This is a genomic window from Vibrio tapetis subsp. quintayensis (genome assembly GCF_030409945.1).
Taxonomy (GTDB): domain Bacteria; phylum Pseudomonadota; class Gammaproteobacteria; order Enterobacterales; family Vibrionaceae; genus Vibrio; species Vibrio quintayensis.
On record NZ_JAUFQV010000007.1, the window covers coordinates 120,896 to 146,125 of the forward strand.

18 protein-coding genes are annotated in these 25,230 nt (G+C 42.3%); 5 read left to right on the plus strand and 13 right to left on the minus strand.

Translation table 11 applies throughout. The annotated features are described in order from the left end of the window. Positions 1 to 138: 138 nt before the first annotated feature. The 3 genes from QWZ04_RS02440 to QWZ04_RS02450 all read left to right on the plus strand — a co-directional run bounded on the left by QWZ04_RS02440 (position 139) and on the right by QWZ04_RS02450 (position 3,886). Complete coding sequence (locus QWZ04_RS02440) at positions 139 to 495, plus strand: hypothetical protein (RefSeq protein WP_290324612.1); 357 nt, start codon at positions 139 to 141, stop codon at positions 493 to 495. 108 nt (positions 496 to 603) lie between these two features. Then, positions 604 to 1,791 (plus strand): FIST signal transduction protein, encoded by a 1,188-nt coding sequence (locus QWZ04_RS02445; protein ID WP_290324614.1) that lies wholly within the window; start codon positions 604 to 606, stop codon positions 1,789 to 1,791. 10 nt (positions 1,792 to 1,801) lie between these two features. Next, on the plus strand, positions 1,802 to 3,886 hold the full coding sequence (locus tag QWZ04_RS02450; protein ID WP_290324616.1) for a response regulator: 2,085 nt from the start codon (positions 1,802 to 1,804) through the stop codon (positions 3,884 to 3,886). 282 nt (positions 3,887 to 4,168) lie between these two features. Here QWZ04_RS02450 and QWZ04_RS02455 read toward each other — a convergent pair whose 3' ends face one another. From QWZ04_RS02455 to matP, 3 genes are all read right to left on the minus strand, one after another. Next, complete coding sequence (locus QWZ04_RS02455; protein WP_290324618.1) at positions 4,169 to 4,498, minus strand: hypothetical protein; 330 nt, start codon at positions 4,496 to 4,498, stop codon at positions 4,169 to 4,171. Between the two features lie 195 nt (positions 4,499 to 4,693). Then, positions 4,694 to 5,005 (minus strand): DUF3634 family protein, encoded by a 312-nt coding sequence (locus QWZ04_RS02460; protein ID WP_290324620.1) that lies wholly within the window; start codon positions 5,003 to 5,005, stop codon positions 4,694 to 4,696. 11 nt (positions 5,006 to 5,016) lie between these two features. Next, positions 5,017 to 5,466: a macrodomain Ter protein MatP gene (gene matP / locus QWZ04_RS02465; RefSeq protein WP_290324622.1), complete on the minus strand. Its 450-nt coding sequence runs from the start codon at positions 5,464 to 5,466 to the stop codon at positions 5,017 to 5,019. A gap of 166 nt (positions 5,467 to 5,632) precedes the next feature. Here matP and QWZ04_RS02470 point away from each other — a divergent pair, with 166 nt between their 5' ends. Both QWZ04_RS02470 and fabA read left to right on the plus strand, forming a co-directional pair. After that, positions 5,633 to 7,297 (plus strand): S16 family serine protease, encoded by a 1,665-nt coding sequence (locus QWZ04_RS02470; protein WP_290324624.1) that lies wholly within the window; start codon positions 5,633 to 5,635, stop codon positions 7,295 to 7,297. 66 nt (positions 7,298 to 7,363) lie between these two features. Continuing rightward, a complete protein-coding gene (gene fabA / locus QWZ04_RS02475; RefSeq protein ID WP_102521419.1) occupies positions 7,364 to 7,882 on the plus strand; it encodes a bifunctional 3-hydroxydecanoyl-ACP dehydratase/trans-2-decenoyl-ACP isomerase in 519 nt (172 codons plus the stop codon). Positions 7,883 to 8,024: 142 nt separating this feature from the next. On the opposite strand, the gene rmf is transcribed toward fabA, so the two are convergent. The 10 genes from rmf to pepN form a co-directional block, all read right to left on the minus strand. Further along, positions 8,025 to 8,198 carry a ribosome modulation factor gene (gene rmf, locus QWZ04_RS02480; RefSeq protein WP_102521418.1) on the minus strand — a complete coding sequence of 58 codons (174 nt, stop codon included), beginning with the start codon at positions 8,196 to 8,198 and terminating at the stop codon, positions 8,025 to 8,027. A 164-nt stretch (positions 8,199 to 8,362) separates the two neighbouring features. Continuing rightward, positions 8,363 to 10,267, minus strand: coding sequence for a DUF3466 family protein (locus QWZ04_RS02485; RefSeq protein WP_290324628.1), 1,905 nt, complete (start codon positions 10,265 to 10,267; stop codon positions 8,363 to 8,365). A gap of 17 nt (positions 10,268 to 10,284) precedes the next feature. Further along, the gene (locus QWZ04_RS02490) at positions 10,285 to 12,189 is read right to left on the minus strand and encodes an ABC transporter ATP-binding protein (protein ID WP_290324630.1); all 1,905 of its coding nucleotides are present in this window, start codon (positions 12,187 to 12,189) and stop codon (positions 10,285 to 10,287) included. Continuing rightward, entirely contained in the window at positions 12,167 to 12,409 is a 243-nt protein-coding gene (locus QWZ04_RS02495) for a glutaredoxin family protein (protein WP_290324632.1), read from the minus strand. Before QWZ04_RS02495 ends, QWZ04_RS02490 begins: the two co-directional genes overlap by 23 nt. A gap of 16 nt (positions 12,410 to 12,425) precedes the next feature. Next, positions 12,426 to 14,549 (minus strand): bifunctional 23S rRNA (guanine(2069)-N(7))-methyltransferase RlmK/23S rRNA (guanine(2445)-N(2))-methyltransferase RlmL, encoded by a 2,124-nt coding sequence (gene rlmKL, locus QWZ04_RS02500; protein ID WP_290324633.1) that lies wholly within the window; start codon positions 14,547 to 14,549, stop codon positions 12,426 to 12,428. 553 nt (positions 14,550 to 15,102) lie between these two features. Further along, positions 15,103 to 15,648: a cell division protein ZapC gene (locus QWZ04_RS02505; RefSeq protein WP_290324771.1), complete on the minus strand. Its 546-nt coding sequence runs from the start codon at positions 15,646 to 15,648 to the stop codon at positions 15,103 to 15,105. Between the two features lie 189 nt (positions 15,649 to 15,837). Then, a complete protein-coding gene (gene pyrD, locus QWZ04_RS02510; protein WP_290324634.1) occupies positions 15,838 to 16,848 on the minus strand; it encodes a quinone-dependent dihydroorotate dehydrogenase in 1,011 nt (336 codons plus the stop codon). A 45-nt stretch (positions 16,849 to 16,893) separates the two neighbouring features. Beyond that, positions 16,894 to 21,735 carry an NAD-glutamate dehydrogenase gene (locus tag QWZ04_RS02515; protein WP_290324773.1) on the minus strand — a complete coding sequence of 1,614 codons (4,842 nt, stop codon included), beginning with the start codon at positions 21,733 to 21,735 and terminating at the stop codon, positions 16,894 to 16,896. Between the two features lie 240 nt (positions 21,736 to 21,975). Continuing rightward, a complete protein-coding gene (locus QWZ04_RS02520; RefSeq protein ID WP_290324635.1) occupies positions 21,976 to 22,194 on the minus strand; it encodes a DUF2835 domain-containing protein in 219 nt (72 codons plus the stop codon). Between the two features lie 169 nt (positions 22,195 to 22,363). Further along, positions 22,364 to 24,970 carry an aminopeptidase N gene (gene pepN, locus QWZ04_RS02525; RefSeq protein ID WP_290324636.1) on the minus strand — a complete coding sequence of 869 codons (2,607 nt, stop codon included), beginning with the start codon at positions 24,968 to 24,970 and terminating at the stop codon, positions 22,364 to 22,366. Between the last annotated feature and the right edge of the window lie 260 nt (positions 24,971 to 25,230).

Genomic DNA, 25,230 nt, shown 5'->3' on the forward strand with positions numbered 1-25,230 from the left:
AAAAAATAAAGCGGCATTTTCGCTTAACACTATACTTGAATTAACATATCAATGACAGGGCGTTAACCTCACATATACTTGGGTTATAGCAACTTATTGCTAAAAGTTTGAAGCTTGTTACAAAGGAGAATAGAGATAATGGCTGCAGAGAAGTTGACGAGGGCTAGGCTTGCTCAAATTATCGTCATGTTGTTGATTTTAGTCGCAGCTTTTACATGGCGAACATTTCGGCACAAGGTGTATACATTTAGTAAATGCAATGTAAACAAATGTGAGTTTTTGTTTAATGCGGAAAAGATCAGCATTATCGAAATTGATGGAGGCTATTTATTAAAAGGCCAACTGGAAGACGTAGATATAAAATTATCAAGTACAGATGGAATGGTGAGTAATTCTTCCAATAGATGGCAAGTACAAACAGATGATAACAACATAAACATATTATTAACAAATCAAGATAACTCTGAAATAGTACGGCTTAATCTACAAAAATAACAATAATGCTTGTTATATATCTCAAACGAAATGGAATAGTTTTGACTTTTATCTCTCGAGTGTATAATTCGCAATGTAAACGTGTAGATTATAAATAATAAGAACATAATGAAATTAGTATCAGCGTACTCACATAGTGTGTCAGTAAACACAGCTATCGACGACATGAGACGACAGATACCACAAGATATCCAGCCGTCTCTCATTTTATGTTATTACACCGAGGAGTACTGCCCTCAAGAGCTATCACTTAAACTGACGAGTCAGTTTCCCCAGTCTGTCACTATGGGAGCTTCTTCATGCAGAGGTATTATGACGGACAAAGGGTTTCATCAAGGCCCTGTCGTAGGGATTTTGGCAATAACAGATAATACGTCCAGTGCTTATGCCAGTGCCATCACTTCTTTGGATGAATGCTCTGATGTAGGCTTAGCTACGCAAAGAGCTCTTAATGCGGCTCTAGCCAAATGCAAGCGGACTGGAGAGCAACCGGAACTCATCATTTTGCATACCAGCACGGGTGCAGAAGAACTTGCTATAGATCAGATAAATAGTGAGTTTGGCGGGTATGTTCCCTTACTAGGAGGAACAGCCGCAGATCACAAAATGACAGGCGAATGGAGTTTATTCAGCCAATCAGATGCACATAAATCTGCAGTGTCCATTACGGTTCTTTTTCCGTCTCAGCCTGTTACAGCTGGCTTCCAAGCTGGCTATTCCGCGACAGAATACTTTGGTACTGTGACTAAAGTTAAAGGTAGAGAACTTATCGAGATTGACCATAAACCGTCTCTTAATGTTTATCGGGACTGGATAGATATGAGTGACAATGTCACACTGCAAGATAATCAAACATTATTTGAAAATACCAATTCATTTCCTCTTGGGCGTGTAAGTTACGGAGTCGATGGCCAACCATTATATAATTTGGCTCACCCTACACAAATAGGGCCTAATGGCGGTATCGAGACCTTTACCTCTATTCAAGAGGGGGAAACAATCCACCTGATGTTGGGATCTAAACAACGCCTAATTTCTCGAGCAGAGAGAGTGATCGAGACTGCAAAGCAATCGCATTTAGTCGATTCATCTTCTATTGGTAGTATCAGTATTTTTTGTGCTGGTTCGATGCTTAATATAGAGACAGCAATGGATCAGGTGAGTAAACAAATTCACAACGCATTAGACAAGAAATCATATATATGTCCGTTTACTTTCGGAGAGCAAGGTGGGTTCAATACGGGCGTTAACTCTCATGGAAATCTTATGATTTCTTCTGCAGTGTTTCATACATAAAGAATTACGGATGAATACGTTAGAAAAAGAGCAACTTGAAGAGGCCAAATTAGCATTACAAACAAGTAAGGCTAATGAACAGCGTCTTATGAATGAAAATCGGGCGATTCTGGATGCGTTATCATCCATGAGTGGAACCCACAGTAAGCAGCAAACATTCAACGTATTACTTCCGGTCTTAAAGCAGTACATCAACTTTGAAGATGCTGTAATACTATCGCGTTCGGAAGCCGAAGAATCTTTTAATACTTTACTATCCACTAATCAGGCATTGGCATCCGATTCATGGGTCTATGACGAAAAATTCGAGCGTGGATTAGAAGGTGACTGCATTGTTTTATATAAGCCAAATGTACTGACGCAGTTTGATAAGTTTAACTCAATAGTGAAAGATCAAATTGGCTCTGTTTTACTTACTGGGGTAAAAACTGAAGCTAATCAGTATATTATTCTTTTTCTCGGTAAGCATCGTTCTCAATTTGGTTCTGAAAGTAAAGCGGCACTGATGCGTTTTTTACCGCTTATTGAAAGGGCACTCGTCGACATAACCTATAAAGAAAAGCTGCAATCGATCGTTATGTCTCGCACCGCTCAGTTAAGGCGAAGTAGGGAACGTTTCCACGATTTTGCCAATAGCGTAGGTGATTGGCTGTGGGAAACCGATAAACGGCTTAACTTCACCTATATATCGGAGTTGAATTCGTTAAGCTTCGACCTGTCGAACAAAGATCTCTTAAGCCAGATAAATAATGTAAATTTAGCGGATCAAATTCGAGATTCGTTCGATAAGAGACAGCCCTTTAAAAAACTTGAATGGTGCAATAATGAATCTAAAGGTGAATGGCTCAGCGTGAGTGGGGCACCTTACTATGATCAACACGGTAACTTTCTTGGCTATAGAGGCATAGTTAAAGATGTAACGTTGAGACGAAGACGTTTTCTTGAGGTTAAAAAAGCTCGGTTGGAAGCTGAAAAAGCGAACCGAGCCAAATCTGAATTTCTAGCAATGATGAGCCATGAAATAAGAACGCCTCTAAATGCTATATTAGGCTTAATTGACGTTTTGTTGGGATCTACGCCACGCGAAAAAGACCAAGACAGACTAGAGCTAATGGCATCATCCGCAGAGCTACTGCTTGCTATTATTTCAGATGTATTGGATTTGTCTAAAGTAGAATCTGCAAGCTTTAAGCTTGAAAAACAAGTCGTTAACCTACGAGACACTGTAACTAATAGCTTGACTCAATACCATCCAATTGCTGAGTCAAAGGGCTTATCTTTCATTACTTCACTTGACGAAGAACTACCGATTTACATCAACACCGATCCGACCAGGCTATCTCAAATCCTATTTAATTTGGTAGGAAATGCGATCAAGTTTACGTCGGTCGGATGCATAAAAATCTCAATTTCATTAAGCGAGAACAAGTATTTAAATTTAGAAGTTGAAGATACCGGGATTGGCATGGAGCAAAATGCGATTGATAAATTGTTCAGTCCTTTCGTTCAGGCAGACAGTTCGATCACTCGCAAATTTGGAGGAACAGGTTTAGGGCTAACGATCACAAAACATCTCGTTCATTCGTTCAATGGCTCAATCTGTGTTACCAGTGATATTGGCCAGGGAAGCCGGTTTCTAGTTTCGATACCTGTTACCACGTCACACGTCAGAAACGATGACTTCAACAATACGACGACGTCCGGCAATAACGAAGAAGTAATTATAAAGCGTCAGTCTCTGAATATTCTCGTAGCGGAAGATAGCCCCGCGAACCAGATGGTTATCCAGTTATTACTCAATAATTTGGGGCACAATGTCACGATTGCCAATAATGGTTTGGAAGCAATAGAGATTGCCAAAGAAAACGAAAACAACTTAGATTTAATCTTCATGGACATCTCTATGCCAGAGATGGACGGCATCACAGCGACACGTGAGCTAAGGAAGCTAAACATCTCTTTGCCAATTCTAGCGCTTACTGCACACGCGATGCCGGATGACAAAGCTCAATGCCTAAGCTCGGGAATGGATGATTTCATTACCAAACCGGTAAGAAGTAAGGATCTACAACGAGCACTTAGCCGTTTTCTCTAAAGCTATCAGCTAATAGTCAGGACTTAATCTTTGATTAAAGTAATGATTATTAGCTATTTTATGGTAAATACCGGTTATGGTTAAATAGCCTCACGTAAGTAGCTTGTTGGGTTATAGGGGGATAGTGATTGGGGGTCCAGTCGATTACTACAATACCTTATTTAACATAAGATATATAATGCGCACTGAGATTGTAGGCATTAAGTTCTAATTATCATTAGTAAACGGCACTAAAAAACCTCGCCACTGTATATATAAACAGCCACCAATAAATCTGTCACTTTATTCTTGTACGACCTGAATTCGGATAAACTTTTCCGGCTTTTTATAGCGAAATCTCATTCCTTTTTTAATGGATCTTTTACCAAGCTTACAAAGTTTATGATCTCCGCTGGTTCGTGTGCTTTTTACGTAGGTAAATTTGCCTTTGTGTTCCATTTCAATCGTAAAATCACAATAGCCAGATAATGGTTTCTTGTACTTATTAACAGCTCGTTCAATTTTCGTTTTGAGTTTCTTAGCCACTGGATTAATTTGTGCATCGTCAGCTATCGACAACGTGCTGACAGATATAAGACCAATGAACATCATTCGTAAGATTCTGGCACCCATGAATGCTCCTGTTTAAATACCGTTGTTTAGGCATAAAAAAACCGTCACTTGAAACCGTGACGGCTTTAGGTATCACCAATGTAATCAAACTCACGCTGTATCTATACAATGCGATGACACGAATTCGAGCTATCCGTTAATAATATATGTCAGCGAGTGGTTGTTGCATCGTTTGCGTTGGATGACTTGGCTAAATCACGCACTTTTCTTGCTACTGTCGCTTTTGAAGCCTTGGTGAGGAAAAACGTTTCGAATACGCTGTTGGATTTTATTTGGGATAGTTTTAGAGAACGTCAACTTTGCGCCACTTCGAGTACTGTAAACCTTAATAACACCAGAAAATGGCTGACGATGAGCGATATCTAAGCAATTGTGCTTAAAAGTTGCAGGTAAGTGCCCTTTTACTTTCAGCAACTCTCCATCCTTGAACTCCATTTTTAGTCGAGGTCTATCGACGCCAACAAGCCAAAAAATCAAGACTGCGGCCACAACCAATACCCATAACATAGACTAGCTCCTCAGTCTGATAGTAACTTACTCAAATCTTCTTTTAGGCTGTCGACTTTCTGGCTTGCTTTTTCACTACGCGAAGCCTCGCCCAATAAATACTCAATAGCATCGGAAAGTGTGCAGCCTAACTCACCCGCTCGATTAGAGAGCTTTTCCCAAACGCGGTAATCAAGATCAATCGATTTTTTCTTGGTGTGAATCTGTTCTGCATTAAAATGGCGCTTTCTTTTTGCCCTGATGGCTTGCTTCATTTTATTATCAAGCTCAGGCGACATATGTTGGCTTATCCATTCCAACACTTTGGTAGGTTCATGCTCTAATCGTTTGAGTTGCTCAACCGCAGCGGTATCTTCACTAGTATCGATATAGTGCGTAACAGTTTCTCCGTCTTTCCATTTTTTGACGAGATATTGCCATTTCCAACCACATTCCAGATTTTCTAGCTGCTGATATTTCATGAACCTGTTCCATTACTATTTATGTGTGACAGCGTAACCCAAAGTAACATCAAAATCAAATTGATCAGGATTACTGATTGCTTCATCCAATTGCAAGATAACACTATAACGTATCACTAATTTTCTATATACTTTGGCTCTTTTAACATGAGACATAGCGCCTAAGATGCTAGAAAATTGGCAATCAGTAACACCTCAGTACGATTCATTTACGCAAGTGATTTCGCAATATCACGAGCTAGTACCCTTAACGTTTTTGGATGTTCAGCCGCGCCTTGCATCAGCCATATCTCGATTCGACCGTCTCAATAGTTTAACTCGAGTTTTATTAGTTAACGCACCAGACAATGCTATCTATCGCCAAATAATTGTTGATGGCTTTAAGCAGCTTCAAGAAGCAGGCGTGATTTCAACAGGCAAACCGGTCGTTCGTATAGAATCTTTGGATTCAGATGCCCTATTCGGTTTGTATCAAGCAAAAGACGGTGAAATTGTTGAGCATACTAAGGGCTACCTAGAACAAGCTGATGGTGGCTATCTGATGGTTTCTGCCAATCTGATTTTGGCTAACCCTGTGATGTGGACTAAACTCAAATCCGCTCTGCTCGGAGATGCGATTTCTCCGATTAATGCAGACAGCAAAAATCTAGCGCACACAGTACCGTCATCAAATTTTGATATTAAGCTCGTTGTCATTGGTGATAGAAACCAAATGGGCGATCTTGATTTCTTCGATACCGACATACAAACAGGCCTTTGTATGTTTAGTGAAGTAGAATTAGAAATAAGACTCAATGAAGAGTCACTATCTTTATACCTTGGCTACGTGAAAGGGCTACTTAACAGATTCCAACTGCCAGGTATCAACAGTGATTCGGTCACCGCCTTGCTAACTGCTGGCGCTAGACAATGTGAAGACCAAGACTTCGCTCCTTTAAGCCCAGTCTGGCACAACGCATTGTTATCTGAAGCGGCACTGGAATCAAAAGGTGACACTGTCGCGTTTTCAGATATTAAGGCGGCCATCGAACACAAGTATTATCGAGAGTCCTATCTAACCCTTCGCGCCGTAGACGATATTCTCGGCGGTCAAGTGATTATTGAAACCGAAGGTGATCAGGTTGGCCAAGTTAATGGCTTAACTGTGGTCGAAATACCGGGTCATCCGATTTCTTATGGCGAGCCCGCTCGTATTTCTTGTGTCGTACATTTTGGTGACGGCGACATCAACGATGTTGAACGAAAAGCTGAGCTTGGTGGTAACCTCCATGCTAAAGGCATGATGATCATGCAGGCGTTTGTCAGCAGTGCTCTCAATTTAGACGAACCATTGCCTTACTCTGCCTCAGTTGTATTTGAGCAATCTTATTGTGAGGTTGACGGCGACAGTGCTTCTTTAGCCGAACTGTGTTCATTGGTCAGTGCCCTATCAGAACAACCGATCAATCAACAAATAGCGATAACAGGTGCGGTTGATCAGTTCGGTCGAGTACAAGCAGTTGGCGGTTTAAACGAAAAAATAGAAGGCTTTTTTCACATCTGCCAGCATAAAGGTTTAACCGGTGGTCAAGGTGTCATTCTTCCTAAGACAAACCTCAAACATTTAGCATTACACGACGATGTCATTGATGCCATAAAGAACGAGCAGTTCCATATTTGGTCAGTAGAATCGGTAGATGAAGCGGTTCCGTTGCTAACTGGAAAAGCGCTTCGTGGTGATGATGAAGACACAATTTTAAATAAAATAGCACAACGGATTGATGATTTTGAACGGCACATCCCGGCTAATGGTTTGATTACGAGACTTAAACAGTGGTTTGACCATAACTGATCCGACTTGTTTAGCGTACAGCTGTTCACTAACATGCCCAATAAGTATTTTTGGAGTAATAAAATAATGCAAAATAAACGTGATTCATATACTCGTGAAGACCTTTTAGCTTCTAGCCAAGGCGAATTATTCGGTCCTACTGGCCCACAGTTACCAGCACCAAATATGCTGATGATGGATCGAATTACAAAGATGTCTGAAACTGAAGGCGATTTCGGTAAAGGTTTGATCTTGGCTGAACTGGATATTACTCCTGATCTTTGGTTCTTTGACTGTCACTTCCCTGGCGACCCTGTAATGCCTGGTTGCCTAGGCCTCGATGCAATGTGGCAACTAGTTGGTTTCTACCTTGGCTGGGTTGGCGGTGAAGGCAAAGGTCGTGCTCTAGGTGTGGGTGAAGTGAAATTTACTGGTCAAATCCTGCCAACAGCGAAAAAAGTGACTTACGAAATTCACATGAAACGTGTTGTGAATCGTCGCCTTGTTATGGGCCTTGCTGATGGCCGAGTTTTAGTTGATGGTAAAGAGATTTACGTCGCGAAAGATTTGAAAGTTGGTTTGTTCCAAGACACATCTAACTTCTAAGCTAATTTAGGCAGCTGAAAAAGCTGTCTTTTTTGTTATCAATTATTTAGTTATAGTGCGTTATGTGGACATCTAAACTCATGAACACATAACGCAAAAGGCCCCATATTAAGGGGCCTTTTCCTATTCTGAAGGTTGTAAGTTATTTATAGAGACCAGCTTGTTTGTCATCTCTGGCGTCCCGCCAACCACCTAACCAATTCGATCTCGCTTCCATTTGTTGATATGGGCACTCCTCTTGAGACCTCCCATTCACTCCTGCTTTGTAACCTTGAGATTGAGCTCGTTCTTGGCGGTCACGTTTCTGTCTCTTCATAGTACAGTCCTCACAAAATCAATAATTCGTAATTTACTACTATTAATGTTCTATGGAGTTTTCGTTACTCCATGATTAAGAATTGTACAGAATGAGTAGATACACAAGACACAAAAAAGGCATGGTTTCATTTTTGTGAAACCATGCCTATTATTACAATTATATTATTTACGACGGAAACCAAATAGTGTTAGACCAGCTAAGAACATCCAACCTAGGCCAGCACCTTTTCTGGTGACAGGGTTAGAATCTGTTGACCTTACCTGAATATTGGCAGACGTTGCGCCATTTATAGGAATCAGTTTTATCGCAACTTTCTTTTCTGGTTCGCCACACTCAGAGTTATGAGATGTGGTTTTGTAACCAATAGAACAGTAAACCGCTGTAGCTGCAATAATACCGGCATCGTTAATGTCGTTAGCGTCTAGAATTCGATACTTATTGGCATTTCCACTTTGGCTACCGTCGTTGGTTAAGTCATCTAACCACCAAGCTTTAGAGTTGAACGTGTCTTTTCTATCTGCATCCGCTCCGTATGGAAGAATGAAGCCACGTTCACGACGGACTTTACCTTGAACTTCACGTGAAGTTTCAGCATGAACACGCCCGACAATCTCGTTATGATTGTTAATCGCTCCCATTTCACCGCCAGCGCCATCAAAGAAGATGCCCCCACTTAAGTAGTCTGCAGTCGGGCTTCCAGTTGACGCATCTGCGACCCACAAACGATTGTTCAATGAACCGTTTTGAACTGGGATATCGGTGTTACCTGTGCTACTGCTACCACGAATGTAGTCGAAGCTGCCACGTTTACTTGTACCAATGACAATTAGCTTGTTATTGATGTCTGTCGCGGTTGAATTACTGTAAAGCCAGTCACTGCCGCTCTTGAGTTCTGTTCCCGCAACAGTTTTAGATGTCCATTGATCTGTGGCAACCGTAAACCCAGTCGTGTTAGGCAAAAATACCGCAGCTTGCAGCATAGACCGACTATCGCCATTTGTTGCGTTGTAACCGGCTAATACGGGCAAAGCATCGTAGGTACCGCCTGCAGCAATCGCGGCACCACGAATGCTAGAGTTGATGGAATTCGAGTTGCCCGGACTTGTACCGCTAAAACCATTCCAATTTGCTACCTGAATCGGTGCCGGTGTATTCAACTCCCAAACCGACGCTTTGCTATTATAAATGGTATTTTGGCAAGATGAGCTCTCTTCCGGGTTCGTTGTATTAGAACAACTGCGCGAATTAAATACATCACTTGCAGCCGAACCAACAGCATAATTCTTACCGTCATATTCGAATTCATCAAACGCACGTGTTGGTGCTAAAAGAGCGCCAATACCAGAAGTCAAAAATGAAGGAAGCTCTGTTACAGCGCCACTTTTAGATACAATAGCTCGGCTTTTATAATTTCGGCCACTATTGCCAGAGTTAGTCGCTACATATCCACTACTGATATTCGCAATTAAATCACCATTATCAGCAATAGAGTTGACCACAACCTCTTGAGTACCCGTTATGGTAGACGTTTTTGCCGTACCGACCGTGGTAGGAATATCCAAACGAGTGCCATCGACATAACCTTTAGTATTGTTATTATCTGCATTGAACGTTTGGCCCCAAGAATTAATAATCTTGTTTGCACCGCCAGAACCACCGTTGCCCCAAGTGTAGCGATCAGCCCAGTTGGTACAGGTTTCGTATTTGTAGTTCCACTCACAGTACTTTAGGTACTGATAGCGAATATCACTTTCTAAAACCATGTTTAGGCGGTTATCAAACTGTAGATCGACCTCATGATTAATAAACTGTCCTGCCTCGCCCAAACGGCCGCGTGTAGCTACTTTGGTACTATCAGCAGTACAATCCTCTCTGAAACAATTGTTTACATTTGACGTTTCTTGAATCGCTGTCGAATAGTGTTCATTATCAAAGTTTGAGTTTGGATTTTTTGAGTCATTAATCGGCTCTGAAACCAAATCAATGGTATAAAGTGCAGCATTTGCGCTTGTTGCTGCCATCACCATGGCAGCTAAAGTAGACAGTTTAAATGTTTTACTACTCATTATTACATCTTGTCCTATTACATTGCATCCAGCTCTTCCCAGCGTACGAATGCAATTTCTAATTCCTGTTCTGTAGCGGATAACTTATCCAATACAGCTTGAGTCTCGTCGATAGATTTATTAAAGAAGCTAGGATCGTTCACTTGACCCTGCAAATCTTCAATCTCTTGCTCTAAATCTTCTAGGCGTTGAGGCAACAATTCCAACTCTCGTTGTAGCTTATACGATAACTTCTTTGCCTTAACAACTGGCTGAGAAGTTTTGGGAGTTTCCTCAACTTGTTTTTTACTTTTTGCTGGTTTTTCAGGCGCTCGTGTTTGCAATACTTGAGAGCGTTGCTGTTGGGCATCGTGATAGCCACCAACAAATTCTTCAATTTTGCCATTACCTTCAAAAATCCAGCTGCTCATCACGGTGTTATCAACAAACTGACGATCGTGACTCACTAAAAGCAAAGTACCCTGATAGTTGGCAAGCAAATCCTCTAAAAGTTCCAAAGTTTCGATGTCTAGATCATTGGTTGGCTCATCGAGAATCAATAGATTGTTTGATTTGAGGAAGATTTTAGCCAGTAATAGACGGTTCTTTTCACCACCAGAAAGCGCTTTAACTGGTGTTCTTGCTCGCTTAGGTGCAAACAAGAAATCTTGCAAATAGCTAAGAGCATGGCGCTCACGACCACCAACGGTCACTTCTTGTTTACCGTCTGCCAAATTGTCGATTACTGTCTTCTCAGGATCGAGCTTTTCACGGTACTGGTCAAAATACGCGACCTCAAGCTTGGTACCGCAATGTAAACGGCCTGAATCTGGTTGAAGGTTACCTAGTAGTAATTGAAGTAACGTACTCTTACCGCAACCATTCGGACCAATCAGTGCTATTCGATCGCCACGCATGATGTTAAAGCTAAAGTCATCAACAATTTTATTGCCTTCAAACTGGAAGCAAAGGTTTTCAGCTTCAAATACGATTTTACCTGAACGGGCTGAGGTATCGATTTGAATGTTCGCTTTACCCTGCACTTCTCTGCGCTCGCTACGTTCATTACGCAGAGCTTTAAGTGCTCTTACACGGCCTTCATTACGAGTACGACGGGCTTTGATGCCCTGACGAATCCACACTTCTTCTTGCGCCAGTTTCTTATCAAATTCGGCGTTTTGCATCTCTTCAACACGAAGCATCTCTTCTTTTTCAAGTAGGTAATTTTCGTAATTTCCAGGAAAGCTGCTCAATTGGCCACGATCAAGGTCGACAATTCGAGTCGCCATGGATTGAATAAAGGCACGGTCATGGGAAATGAAGATAATTGAACCGCGGAAATCTTTCAAAAAGTTCTCAAGCCATTCAATGGTCGTTACATCTAAGTGGTTAGTCGGTTCATCCAGTAATAAGACATCAGGATCACAAACCAACGCGCGAGCCAAGGCCGCTTTACGCTGCCAACCACCGGAAAGGTCTGTTAACAGTGTGCTCCCATCTAACTTAAGAGAAGCCATTACGTTTTTAATGCGGTCTTCAAAACGCCATGCTCCGGCGTGCTCGAGTTGCTCTTGAACTCTTGCTAAATGATTAATGTTCTTATCGCTTGGGTCTGTAACCATAAGATCAAGAAGATCGTGATAGATCCGCAACTGCTCACCGACTTCAGCAAGCCCTCCGGAAACATAATCAAATACGGTGCCAGCTTCGTTTCTTGGTGGATCTTGCTCTAAACGAGAAACCACAACATCTTGAGTGACCTGCATTTTGCCGTCATCCATGATGATTTCGCCCGAAATGACTTTCATCAACGTTGATTTACCTGCGCCATTTCGGCCAACAAGACAAACACGTTCATTTTCTTGAAGTGCGAAATCAGATTTATCTAGTAACGGGTGGTCACCAAACGCGAGTTGACCATTATGTATGGTAATTAATGCCATGTTTTCCTAACCAAATTTGAAGTTCTTGTAAAGTGAAGGGCCAACCTAGCTCATCGCTGCCGTATTGAAGTACAGGTATCGTGACGCCGTAACGAGAAAACAATGCGTCATCAAAAGCAATATCGACGGTCTTCACAAGACCGTCGATTCCGAGCTGGCAAGTCAATTCAAATGCCATCTCACATAGATGGCACCCTTGTGAGCTGTAAAGCGTAATCAATCCGTAATCCTTTAACTTATGCTTTGTGCTTCAAAATCCAACAGTTGTGGATATGCTTATTCCTTGCAAAATCGAGTGGTAACGTTTTAGATGAGATGTTCTCGGCCTGCAGCTCTAATTCCGCGACTTGCTCCAAGTCCATCTTAAAGTGACGCTTGTTGTTTGAGAAGATGATCACCCCTTCTGGGCGCAACAAACGTTTCAGATCTTTCATTAACTGAATATGGTCACGTTGGATATCAAAAGATTGTTCCATACGCTTAGAGTTTGAGAATGTCGGCGGGTCGATAAAAATTAAGTCATATTGACCACCCGCTTGCTGTAACCACTGCAGACAGTCAGCATGGATAAACTGGTGTTGTTTACCCGATTGACCATTAATGTTTAAGTTCTCTTTCGCCCACTCTAAGTAGGTTTTAGACATATCAACGGTTGTCGTCGATTTAGCACCGGCACAAGCTGCATGTACTGTAGCAGAACCTGTATAAGCAAACAGATTCAAAAAGTCTTTATCTTGCGCCATTTGCGCGACTTTACGACGAGTTAACTTATGATCAAGGAATAGACCCGTATCTAAGTAATCATGCAGGTTAACCAACAGTTGAACACCGTATTCTTCTACTTGCATAAATTCTGAGTTTTGGCTCAACTTTTGATATTGAGAACTGCCTTTCTTTTTCTCACGAACTTTCAAAACAACGTGATTGGTGTTGACTCCAGTCACTTGAATAGTTGCGCGGATAACATCTGTTAAGCGACTTTTTGCCTTTTCTTCAGGCACGTCTTTTGGTGCTGCGTATTCTTGAATAACGACATGATCTTGATAAATGTCGATGGCAACGTTGTACTCCGGCAAGTCAGCATCGTACACACGGTAGCACTGTAGCTTTTCTCTTCTTGCCCACTTACCGATTTTCGATAGGTTTTTCTTTAGACGGTTAGAGAAGTCTGGTGCAATGAGCTGCTGCTCACCATTTTCTTGTTTTTTAGCGGCACTGTTCGCACTGATACCGTAGTTCTTTTGGTGACACGGTAACGCACCATTGTTTAATTTGAACTGCTTGTCTGCACGCATGCGTAAACAACTCAATAAGTCGTCCGATGAAGAGAAGATAGAAGCCTGACAGCCACCAAATTCAGCTTTAAGCTGCGCACCAAACGCCGTATATAACGCAATAAGGCCTGGCTCAGTTCCTAAACGCTCACCATATGGCGGGTTACAGACAATATGGCCTTGATCAAACCCTTCAGGTTTGCGTATTTGCGCTGCATCACCCATTTCGAAATCAATTAAAGAAGCAACACCTGCACGACGAGCATTGTCTTTCGCTAACTTCAATACACGAGCGTCGTTATCAAAGCCAAAGAAACGACAGGTGGTTTTGTTTACACCACGGCGGCCTTGAACATTGGCTTCCGCTTTGACTTCCGTCCAAAGTTCTGGCTCAAAATCATTCAAAGATTCAAAGCACCAGCTCTGACGGTTGATACCAGGCGCGATATTAGCCGCTTTCATTGCCGCTTCTATCAGCAAAGTACCTGAACCACACATAGGATCCAATAACGATTTTGAACTGTCCCAACCGGTACGAGTAATGATCGCCGCGGCCAGAGTTTCACGCAGTGGCGCACGACCTGCTTCAGTACGGTATCCACGGTGATGTAAGCCCGCACCGACCATATCAATGCCCAATATGGCTTTATCACGGTGTAAACGCACATGAATGCGTACGTCCGGCTGCTCTTTATCGATGGATGGGCGTTCGAAATTCTTTTTAGTAAAGCAGTCGACAATGGCATCTTTTACCTTAAGCGCTCCGTACTGGCTGTTACGGATCTCTTGGTTAGTACCATTAAAATCAACCACAAAGCGTTTTTTGCAATCGAAGTATGAAGGCCAGTTAACCGCAGTAGCTGATAGATATAAATCCATATCATCTTGGCAAGTGAATTCCGCAAGCACACGCACAAATCTTGAAGCCAAACGGCTCCATAAGCAGCAACGATAAATCTGTTCATTTGTCGCCTTGAATTTAACCCCCGCTTGTACAGGCTTTGGGTTATCAATGCCAAGTTGCTTAAGTTCGTCTGCTAGGAGGTTTTCCATCCCATTCGATGTGATTGCTAAATACTGATTCATACTGGTCTTTTAATAACAAAAATGGCCTCGATTATACCTGACAATTCCTTGATTACAGAACCGTTCTTTCTACTTTTATCAAAACCTCTTCTTAGCTGCCCAAATAACCATCAAAAACGCATCAACTTTGACAAAACCAACCACAAAAAAAGTAAGTACTCAGCAACTGATTCTCTGTACGTATTTAAAGGGATAACAAGTAAGTGCATACTTATTCATACCAAAATTGGACTATACCAGATTGAATTTTGGATTCGATTTTACCCTTTTTTTGAGAGTAAACGAGGAATATATGGCTCAATTTACCTCCAATGTGACGAAATAAACGTATAAAAAAAATACGATATAGAGGTAAATTGAGGGCAATGTCTCATTATTGAACGGGGTGATTGAGCACCAAGTACACACGATTAGAACTTAGCAGCAAGTTTTGGTCTGGTCGTTTGACCTACTGGCCATTTCGATAAGCTAAAAGCTCAGTATTTGGGCGCGAAAAAAAAGCCGATAATGAGAATTATCGGCTTAAGGAACGATCTATAAAGGGTCGGTAGCGTTAGCCTACCAGCGCCACGGGCGCGAAAGAGTCCACCAATTCAGCCCGAGCAAGGCGGTCATGCATTACTTTTATCGGGTGGCAGAAAGGAAGTAATTTAGAACTGCTCAGTGAAAAGCCCTCTAAATCAACAGAAATACAAACACTTGCGTTTTCACCAGATTCAACCACAACAAACAAGCCTTGGTTGAGGCCGTTCTTCAAATAAACAAGCTCACCTTCTTCTGGAGCATACCCTGCCCCCTGAAAGTCGAAGAACCAGCTCTTAGGCTGTACAGGCTTATGGAAACGGCGAATCGCCACGCATGCTAGGATAAGTTCATCTTGACGGACTTGGCTAAGAGGTAAGCCATTGGTTGATTCTTTAAACGACTGGAAATTCGCTGCATCATCAACAGTAAATTCATTGATGCATAGCGCGCAATCCACCAGCAGTTTGGTTGGAATATTCGACTGATAAGCCATACCATCAGCAAGACCAGACAAGAAAAGAGCATTCTCTTTCTTGTCAAAGCACCATTTCCAATGATTAGTTGGCTTTAGCATTTTGGCGATCTCTTCCATGATGGTGAATCTCAAATAGTGATGATGTTCAGCATGTTAGCGTTACCTAATGGATAACGATAAATGTGTGTATCAACTTATTCTACAAAGCGATCGACAAAAAAAAAGGGGAAAACTCCCCTTTTCTATTTTATGAAATGACTTGAAATGTGGCCGTTTGAAGCGAGGTAATTAAAGATTTTTAACGATATCTCTAACTAGACCAGGACCTTTATAAATAAACCCTGAATAAACTTGAACAAGCTTGGCGCCTGCCATCATTTTTTCTTTTGCTGAAACATAAGAGTCAATACCACCTACACCAATAATTGGAAGTTTATCTCCAAGCTCTTGGTGAAGTTTGCGTACTACTTCAGTACTGCGTGATTGAACAGGACGCCCGCTCAAGCCACCCATTTCATTGGCGTGTTTCATACCTTCTACAACACTACGATCTAATGTTGTATTGGTTGCGATAACACCATCAATGCCATGACGGATTAACGATTCACAAATCTGGCTGATTTCATCGTCACTTAGGTCAGGAGCAATTTTCAAAGCTAACGGTACATACTTACCGTGTAACTTTTCCAATTCCGCTTGTTTGGCTTTTAATTCTGCGAGTAACTCGTCTAGTGCTTCGCCATATTGAAGGCTACGCAATCCAGGAGTATTTGGCGAAGAAATGTTGACCGCAATGTAACCCGCGTACTGATATACTTTCTCCATGCAGATCAAGTAATCTTCAGCGCCCTTTTCAATCGGGGTATCTTTATTCTTACCGATGTTGATGCCAAGTACACCGTCGTAATTACTTTTCTTCACGTTCTCAACTAAGTTGTCGACGCCAAGATTATTGAAGCCCATGCGGTTGATGATGCCTTCCGCTTCAATAAGGCGGAACAAACGAGGTTTGTCGTTGCCATCTTGAGGACGAGGAGTCACCGTTCCAACTTCAACGAACCCAAAACCCATTGCGCCAAATGCATCGATGCATTCGCCGTTTTTATCTAAACCGGCTGCAAGGCCGACAGGGTTTTTGAATGTAATACCCATGCACTCTACTGGGCGCTGAGGTAAATGTTGACGATAGAAGAGATCGATAGGTGTGCCGGTGAAACGTTTGAAATTCTCGATAGCTAAGTCATGTGCTTTCTCAGCGTCGAGTTTAAAAATGCCAGTTCTGGCAAGACGGTAGAGCATTGTGCCTCCGATAGAAAAAAGCCCCGTTAAACGGGGCTGTATTATTTACTCATTTGCAGCACAATTCAAATTTAAAAGCGCTAATTCGCGCAATGCGACTGAAAATTTAGCAAATTCATGCACGGAACCCACTTTGAATTCATTCAATATGTTATCCCAACGTGCTAACGATAATTGGTTTTGCTTAATCCATTCATCCAGAGCATTTTCAGTATCGAACGAATCGTTAGAGCAATTGCAACTCATAACCTGTCCGGTTAACAACCTTTGCTGCCAATCGAGATCCTCTCGGAACGTTGCTCTAGCCAAGGCTTGCCAGTTATTATCCACCGCTTGATTATTGATTTGCTTCAAGAACCAATGCAGTGATAAACGGTCTCCTAAAGTAAAGTACAATTTCGCAGCTTGAGTGACTGATTTACCTTGTTCACGAGCCACTGAGGATATATCCAGTGCTGAGTACAAACTAGACAATCTCGCAACGTAATTGGCAACCGAGCGATCGATGCCCTTTTCAATCCAACGGTCAGCGAGATCGTTATGCTCTTTCACTTCACTATCCACTAATAAAGTATCAAGCCCGTTCATCGTTTCTTGTACATCATCATGGTACAGGTCAATCAATTGCTGCACTGTATACTTACTTGAACGGTTTCTCAGTAACCAGCGAGACAAGCGTCTTAGTGTTCGACGTATATTGAAAATCAGATCATATTGCGCGTCAGTCGTTGCTTTGTTATCAGCGTTTCGGATCTTAGCCAGAATGTCACCAAGGTCGAAAATTTCTCTTGCTGCCGAATAGGCGTTTGCTATGTCTACAACCGTCGCTCCCGTTTCTTCTTGCATACGAGTAACAAAGTTACAGCCCATTTCATTAACCATTTGGTTAGCCAAACACGTTGAAATGATTTCCGCTCGCAGTGGATGGTTTGCCATATGGTCCAAATAGTTACGACGTAACTCATCCGGGAAGTAATTCACAATTTGCTTGCCGTGAAATTCATCATTTGAAATCTCATCACACACTAACTGCTCTTTAAGCACCATTTTCCCATAAGCGACAAGAACAGAGATTTCAGGGCGAGTTAACGCTTTACCCATTTTTTCTCTTTCTAGTAGGGTTTCATCATCAGGAATATACTCAAGCGCCCTATCTAGGTAACCGGCTTTTTCCATTGTATGAATAAAGCGAATTTGCTCTTTAACCAACGCCGCACCTTGGCGCTCACTAACCGAGATAGATTCTGATTGGCAATATGCATCGTGTAATACGATCTCACCCACGTCATCTTCCATCTTATTAAGGATTTGATTTCTTTGCTTAACGGTTAAGTCGCCATTCACTACCAACGCATTAAGGAAGATCTTAATGTTAACTTCGTTATCCGAGCAATCTACACCACCAACGTTATCAACAAAGTCGGTATTAACGCGGCCACCGGTTAATGCATATTCGATACGACCTAACTGAGTCATACCCAAGTTACCGCCTTCACCAACAACTTTCGCTCTTAAATCTCCGCCATCAATACGAAGACCATCGTTAGCTCGGTCACCAACATCGGTATGGGTTTCGCTTGAACATTTAACGTAAGTTCCAATTCCGCCATTCCAAAGAAGATCCACTTCCATCTTCAAAATCGCTTTGATCAAATCGTTCGGCGTCATTGATGCCTTACGAGTCCCCAGCATTTTTTGAATTTCAGGAGTTAAGTCGATGGATTTAGCTCGACGAGAAAAAATGCCGCCGCCTTTCGAGATCAGCTTCTTGTTGTAGTCTTCCCAGCTTGATCTTGGCAAGTTAAACAAACGCTCACGTTCAGGCCATGTTTTCGCCGAATTTGGCGTCGGATCGATAAAGATATGTAAGTGGTTAAACGCCGCTTGTAATTGTATGTGTTTAGAAAGCAACATACCGTTACCAAACACATCCCCCGCCATATCACCAACCGCAACACAGGTGAAATCTGTCGTTTGGCAGTCGATGTTCATTTCGCGGAAGTGTCGCTTAACCGACTCCCAGCCACCTTTTGCCGTGATCCCCATTGCTTTATGATCGTAGCCATTAGAGCCACCGGACGCAAAAGCATCGCCTAGCCAGAAGTTATAGTCTTCCGATACAGAGTTAGCCAAATCTGAGAACGTCGCCGTACCTTTATCCGCAGCGACAACCAAATATGGATCATCTTCATCGTGACGAACGACATTTTTAGGAGGCGCTATTTCACCCTCAATAATGTTATCCGATACGTCTAACAAGGCTCGAATAAAGCGCTTGTAACAACGCTGCCCCTCAGCAAAGATTTCATCTCGCCCAGTGAAGTTGTGCTGACGCTTACAAATGAAACCGCCTTTCGCGCCTACTGGCACAATTACCGTATTTTTTACTTGCTGGGCTTTAACCAGGCCCAAAATTTCCGTTCGGAAGTCTTCTTGACGGTCTGACCAACGTAGCCCGCCACGAGCAACCTTACCACCACGTAAGTGCACACCTTCAATATCAGGTGCATACACGAATATTTCATAAGCCGGCACAGGTTGTGGAATTTCCGGGATCTCGGTTGGCTTAAGTTTCAGCGCTAACCAAGGTTTTGGCTGACCAGTTTCGTCTTTTTGATAGTAGTTAGTTCGCAGCGTTGCCATGATCATTTCCATGTAACGGCGAATAATACGATCGTCATCCAAGCTTTCTACGTCGTCTAATTCACTGGTGATCCTGTTGATCAACTCAGTTTGATTTTTCTTACTGCCTTTATATTTAGGATCGAACCGCTTCACAAATAGATCAACAAGCCCTCTGGCAAGATCCGTGTGATGAGTTAGCGTATCTTCAATATAGCTTTGACTGAATGGGAAGCCTACTTGTCGCATATAACGAGCGTAACTACGTAGAATCGTTACTTCTCGGCCTGTTAGACCAGCGCCGAGTACTAAGCGGTTAAAACCATCGCTTTCTAATTCCCCAGCCCAAATTGCCGCGAAAGCTTGTTGGAACTTATCTCTTGCTTCACGCAAGTCCAGATCATTCACACTGGTGTGGAGCATGGAGAAATCTAAGATCCAATAAACCGTTCCATTTGATTTCGTCACTTCATAAGGAGACTCACCGATTACCCTTAAACCAAGATTCTCAAGCATAGGGAGTACATCGGATAGATGAATAGGTTCATCACTATGGTACAACTTAAGGTGTACTGCTTTCGAATCCGATGGTTCTTCCTGAGGACGATAGAACAACATGCCCAGCTTATTGTCATCGTTAAGCGACTCTAGCCTTTCGATATCAGCAACCGCCGTGCCTGGCATCATCGCTTCTTTATAAGAACGTGGGAACGCTTTTAGATATTCCTTGGAAAGTGGCAGCCCTGTGCTCTCTCCCAAATTGGCAATGATCGCGTCTTGTAATCGGTCATCCCAAGACGAAGACACTTCCACTAAATTCTGTTCTATTTCTTTCACGTTCACCGTCATATTGTTATTTTTAACATGTACAATGTAATGCGTGCGAGCAAGCGGGCTTTCAGAGAAGAATGTAGTGAATTCAACTTCTTGATCAGAATCGAAATAGTCACCAATGATTCTCTGTGTTTGCCTGCGTAACTCAGTGTTATACCTTTCTTTGGTCACATAGACCATGCAGCTAAAGAAACGACCAAATGGATCACGCCTTACAAACAAACGCAGCATGTCTCGATCTTGCATTTGTACAACACCGGATCCGACTTCAAGTAGCTCTTGCTCACTGGCTTGTAATAGTTCATCGCGAGGGAAGTTTTCTAGAATGTTGTTCAGAGCTTTAAACGAATACGATCCCGTTTGATAACCGCTCGAATCCAAGATCCTTTCGACTTTTTCGTTGATCAGCGGGATATTAGACACACTTTGGTTATACACAGCAGACGTGTACAAGCCGGTAAAGCGATGCTCACCCACCACTTTGCCATTTTTGCCAAATTTCTTGATGCCTATGTAATCAGTATAAGCCGGACGATGAATATGAGATGCCGTATTGCCTTTCGTGACAATCAGTAAATACGGCTTTTTGGCTTCAATTCTAGCGGAATCAGCAAGGTTCGATAATTTGATACTGCGAACACGCTCGCTCACAGAAAGAATACCCATCCCCTTTTCATCGGTTGGACGCAATTCATGATCACCCTCAACCGCCACGAGATCGTATTCTTTGTACCCCATAAAGGTGAAGTTGTGATCACCAAGCCAGCGCAAAAAGGCGATGGTCTCATTAATTCGTTCATTCTCTATTGGCAGAGAATTTTGTTGTTGTTCGATTTCTTCAATGACGTAATTGAGTCTTGCGGCCATTGGTTTCCAACCAGAAACAACCAAGCCTGCATCCACCAAAATGGATTTAAGTTCATTTTTCAGATCAGTCATTAAGGCTTTGTCAGTCAACATGTCGACTTCAATGTGAAACAGTGACAGGCTTTTTCCTTTCGGGTGATTCACTTCTGTTACGGCGTTTGTTTTATCTCGAGAGATTTTAGTTGGGCCATGTAACATTAAGTGGCTAGATAGATCCAAACGCACCAACGCCATTTTAACCGAGTCCACCAAGAACGGACCATCTGGTACGACGATTTCGACAATCGTATGAGTTGACTGCCAGCCATGACGGCTTACGGTCGGATTAAAAACGCGGACGGATATGTCATTAGGTTTCTTTTCACAGATATGATGCCAAAGGCTGATAACAGCACCATAGAGATCCGACTCATTCCTTTGGACCAGGTCGTCTTGTGAAATATTACTGAACAAATGCTTCGCAAGTTGAGTAACAAGGGGCTGATGGGTAAGCTCTAGTTTGTCTTGAATTAGTCGGTAAACTTTTTCAAGCAGTACCGGCACAACGTTTTCTCGTGCGGCCATAAAACGCTCCAATCTTAGAATAGTAGTGGTTGCCAATAAATCGCGATCATTCGCTTCGATTATCAATTCATCGTATCTATCAATAATCATAATAGAGTCTTGCAGTTACGCAATGTGGTATCTCTACCTATTATTGTAAAAGTAATATTGATAAAAGGTTACAAGAAAACTAAGGAGTGGAAAGGAAATGTTGAATAGTGTGATTTAGATGCTTATTTAACTCTCTGAAATTCAGTAAATTTACAGAGCTTCTAACTTAACAAACTTATTATTATGGTCAGTTGTGAGCCTAAATCGACCTTTCACGCCAATTTGTGTTAAGAAAGGTCTGAACCTAGTAGCAGGTAATTGAAGCTTTAATCTTTGATCGGTAAACACAACCACACTAGCCGCACTGCCCGAATAATGTTGCAGAAACTCATGATAAGAGATACTGATTGAAAAAAGGTACTGGTTCATGCCGTGTTTATTTCTTCTTCGTTGGCGAGATCAGCTTTTGGTTAAAGCGATCAGATAAAAAAAGGCGCTAATTCATTTTATAACTATCACGAATTAACGCCTACTACTACAGTCTTGAACGGAGCGAGAGCTAGTTCAAGCTAACAGCCAATCACTGATGAGTCAGCGATTACTGCTCTAGTGCTTTTGTTACTTTCTCAAACAAGTCTTTTGCTAGCTTATCTAACTTAGCGATTTTTTCCAGCTCTGCTCGCATTAACTGCTGACGTGATTCGTCATAGTTGCGGTACTTCAGAAGTGGATCAATCAAACGCGAAGCAACTTGTGGGTTGCTCTGATTCAACTTAGCTAAGATCTCACCAGCAAACACATAACCACTGCCATCTTTAGCGTGGAAATGAACCGGGTTGTTAGCAAAAAAGCTGCCGACTAAGTTTCGTGTACGGTTCGGGTTTTTAAAATCAAATGCCTTATGAGACATGGTTTCTTTAATAACCGCTAGCGCATCTTGTGCAGGGTTTGTCCCCTGTAGCATGAACCATTTATCCATAACCAAACCATCATGCTGCCATTCATCGCTGAACGATTGCATCATCTTAGCGCGGCTAGGTAATTTCGCCTGATTCGCACTCGCCAGTGCTGCCATGGTATCCGTCATGTTTGTAGCGTCTGCAAATTGCGCCGCAACCGTTTTGTCACCAATGTCGGTTAATGCAAGATAGCTCAGGCATTTGTTACGTAATGCACGTTGGCCAATTGAATCATGATCAATGCTATAGCCAACTTGTTTTAATGAATGATACGTCGCAGAAAGCTCTTCGAACATTTGGGTTGCGAATGTTTGTTTAATAGCATGCAGCACAGAGTTAATGGCATCCACGTCTACTGGCTTAAACCAACCAGCGACTTCGTTTTCACTCGGTAGTGTTAGGATTTCTGCAATGAACGCTTGCTCTAAAGAGGCATCAAGCAATACACCACGGAAAGCATCCACCACACTGCTTGGCAATTCAAATTCTTTGCCAGCTTGTTCACGTGCTACATTCAACTTAATGTATTTGGCCAATAACATCTGCCCCGCATCCCAGCGAGCAAAATCGTTCTGAGCATTCACCATCAAGAACATGAGATCTTCATCTTGATAACTGTACTCTAATTTTACCGGAGCCGAGAACTCACGCAACAAAGACACAACCGGCTCGCTGTCGATACCTTCAAACACAAACGTTTGTTGTTGTTCAGTAAAGTCTAGAATGTTATTAATTATTTCACCGTTACGGCGTAACTCTAGTGCATCACCCGACTTCGCGTACAACTCCACATTCATAGGAATATGCAAAGGCTGCTTGTCACTTTGATCGAGTGTTGCTGGCGTAGATTGGCTTAACGTTAACGAGAACGTTTTATCACTAGAGTTGTACTCACTTGTCGCTTTGACCAGCGGAGTACCTGATTGGCTATACCACAAACGGAACTGCTTAAGGTCAACACCGGAAGCTTCTTCCATTGCTAACACAAAATCTTCACAAGTCGCCGCCGTGCCATCATGACGCTCAAAGTACAGCTTCATGCCTTGCTGAAATTTGTCTTCGCCAAGCAAAGTGTGCATCATGCGAATCACTTCACTGCCCTTTTCGTACACTGTTAACGTATAGAAGTTATTCATTTCTATTACTTTTTCAGGACGAATTGGGTGGGACATCGGGCTTGCGTCTTCAGCAAACTGCGGCCCACGGATCGTACGCACATTGCTGATACGGTTAACAGAACGAGAGCCCAGATCCGAAGAGAATTCTTGATCTCGGAAAACCGTTAGGCCCTCTTTTAAGCTCAGTTGAAACCAGTCACGACAAGTCACACGGTTGCCAGTCCAGTTATGAAAATACTCGTGGCCTATCACCGCTTCAATACCTAGGTAGTCGGCATCTGTTGCGGTTTTTTCATTCGCTAGTACAAACTTAGAGTTGAAGACATTTAAGCCCTTGTTCTCCATTGCGCCCATGTTGAAGAAATCAACCGCGACGATCATGTAGATATCAAGATCGTATTCCAGGCCAAAACGCTCTTCGTCCCATTTCATTGAATTAATGAGTGAAGTCATTGCATGTGGTGTTCTATCTAGATTGCCTTTATCAACAAAAATCTCTAACGCCACGTTTCGGCCAGAGCTTGTTGTGTAGCTATCCGATAACACGTCAAAATCACCCGCAACTAACGCAAACAAATACGCAGGTTTTGGGTGTGGGTCATTCCACTTAACCCAATGGCGGCCATTGTCAGCTTCGCCCTCATCAACACGGTTACCATTACTTAACAAGAATGGGTTCTCACTCTTATCAGCGATAACCGTGGTAGTAAAGATAGCCAAAACATCAGGACGATCTAGGTAGTAAGTAATTCGACGGAACCCTTCCGCTTCACACTGAGTACAGAACGCACCACCCGACTTATATAACCCCTCTAATGCTGTATTTGCCGTTGGGTCGATTTGAGTTTCAATCGTCAGTTCAAATTCATCTGGAAGATTGTTGATTTCAAGCTGGCTCGTTTGCTCTTGGTAATCCGTCCACAGTTCGCCGTTTACCTTAACCGCTTTAAGAACAAGATCGTCGCCATCTAGCAATAGCGTACTGCTTTGTTTCAATTTTTTAACGTTAGAGGTCGCAGTGACGATCGTTTCGGTATCATAAAGATCAAAGGTAAGATCAAGGTGAGAGATAGTGAACTCTGGGGACTGATAATCTTTACGGTATTTGGCTTGAGGATTCTGAGCCATGTTATATTCCTTTTGTTTCCCTAACAGGATTTATTAAAATTATTGTGTTTTTTTATCCGTAAATAACGAATAACTGCAATTGATAATAGACCAAATTATAATCAATTCGGCCTTTAACGCTAATTAATTAAAGTAAACCAGCCGATAACACTAACTGCAACATACGGTTCAAACACGTGTAACCATCATAAACAATCAACACTCAGAATACCAACCTAGCCATCGGTTCAAGTACTATCAATCTAGGTTTTGGGCCATAT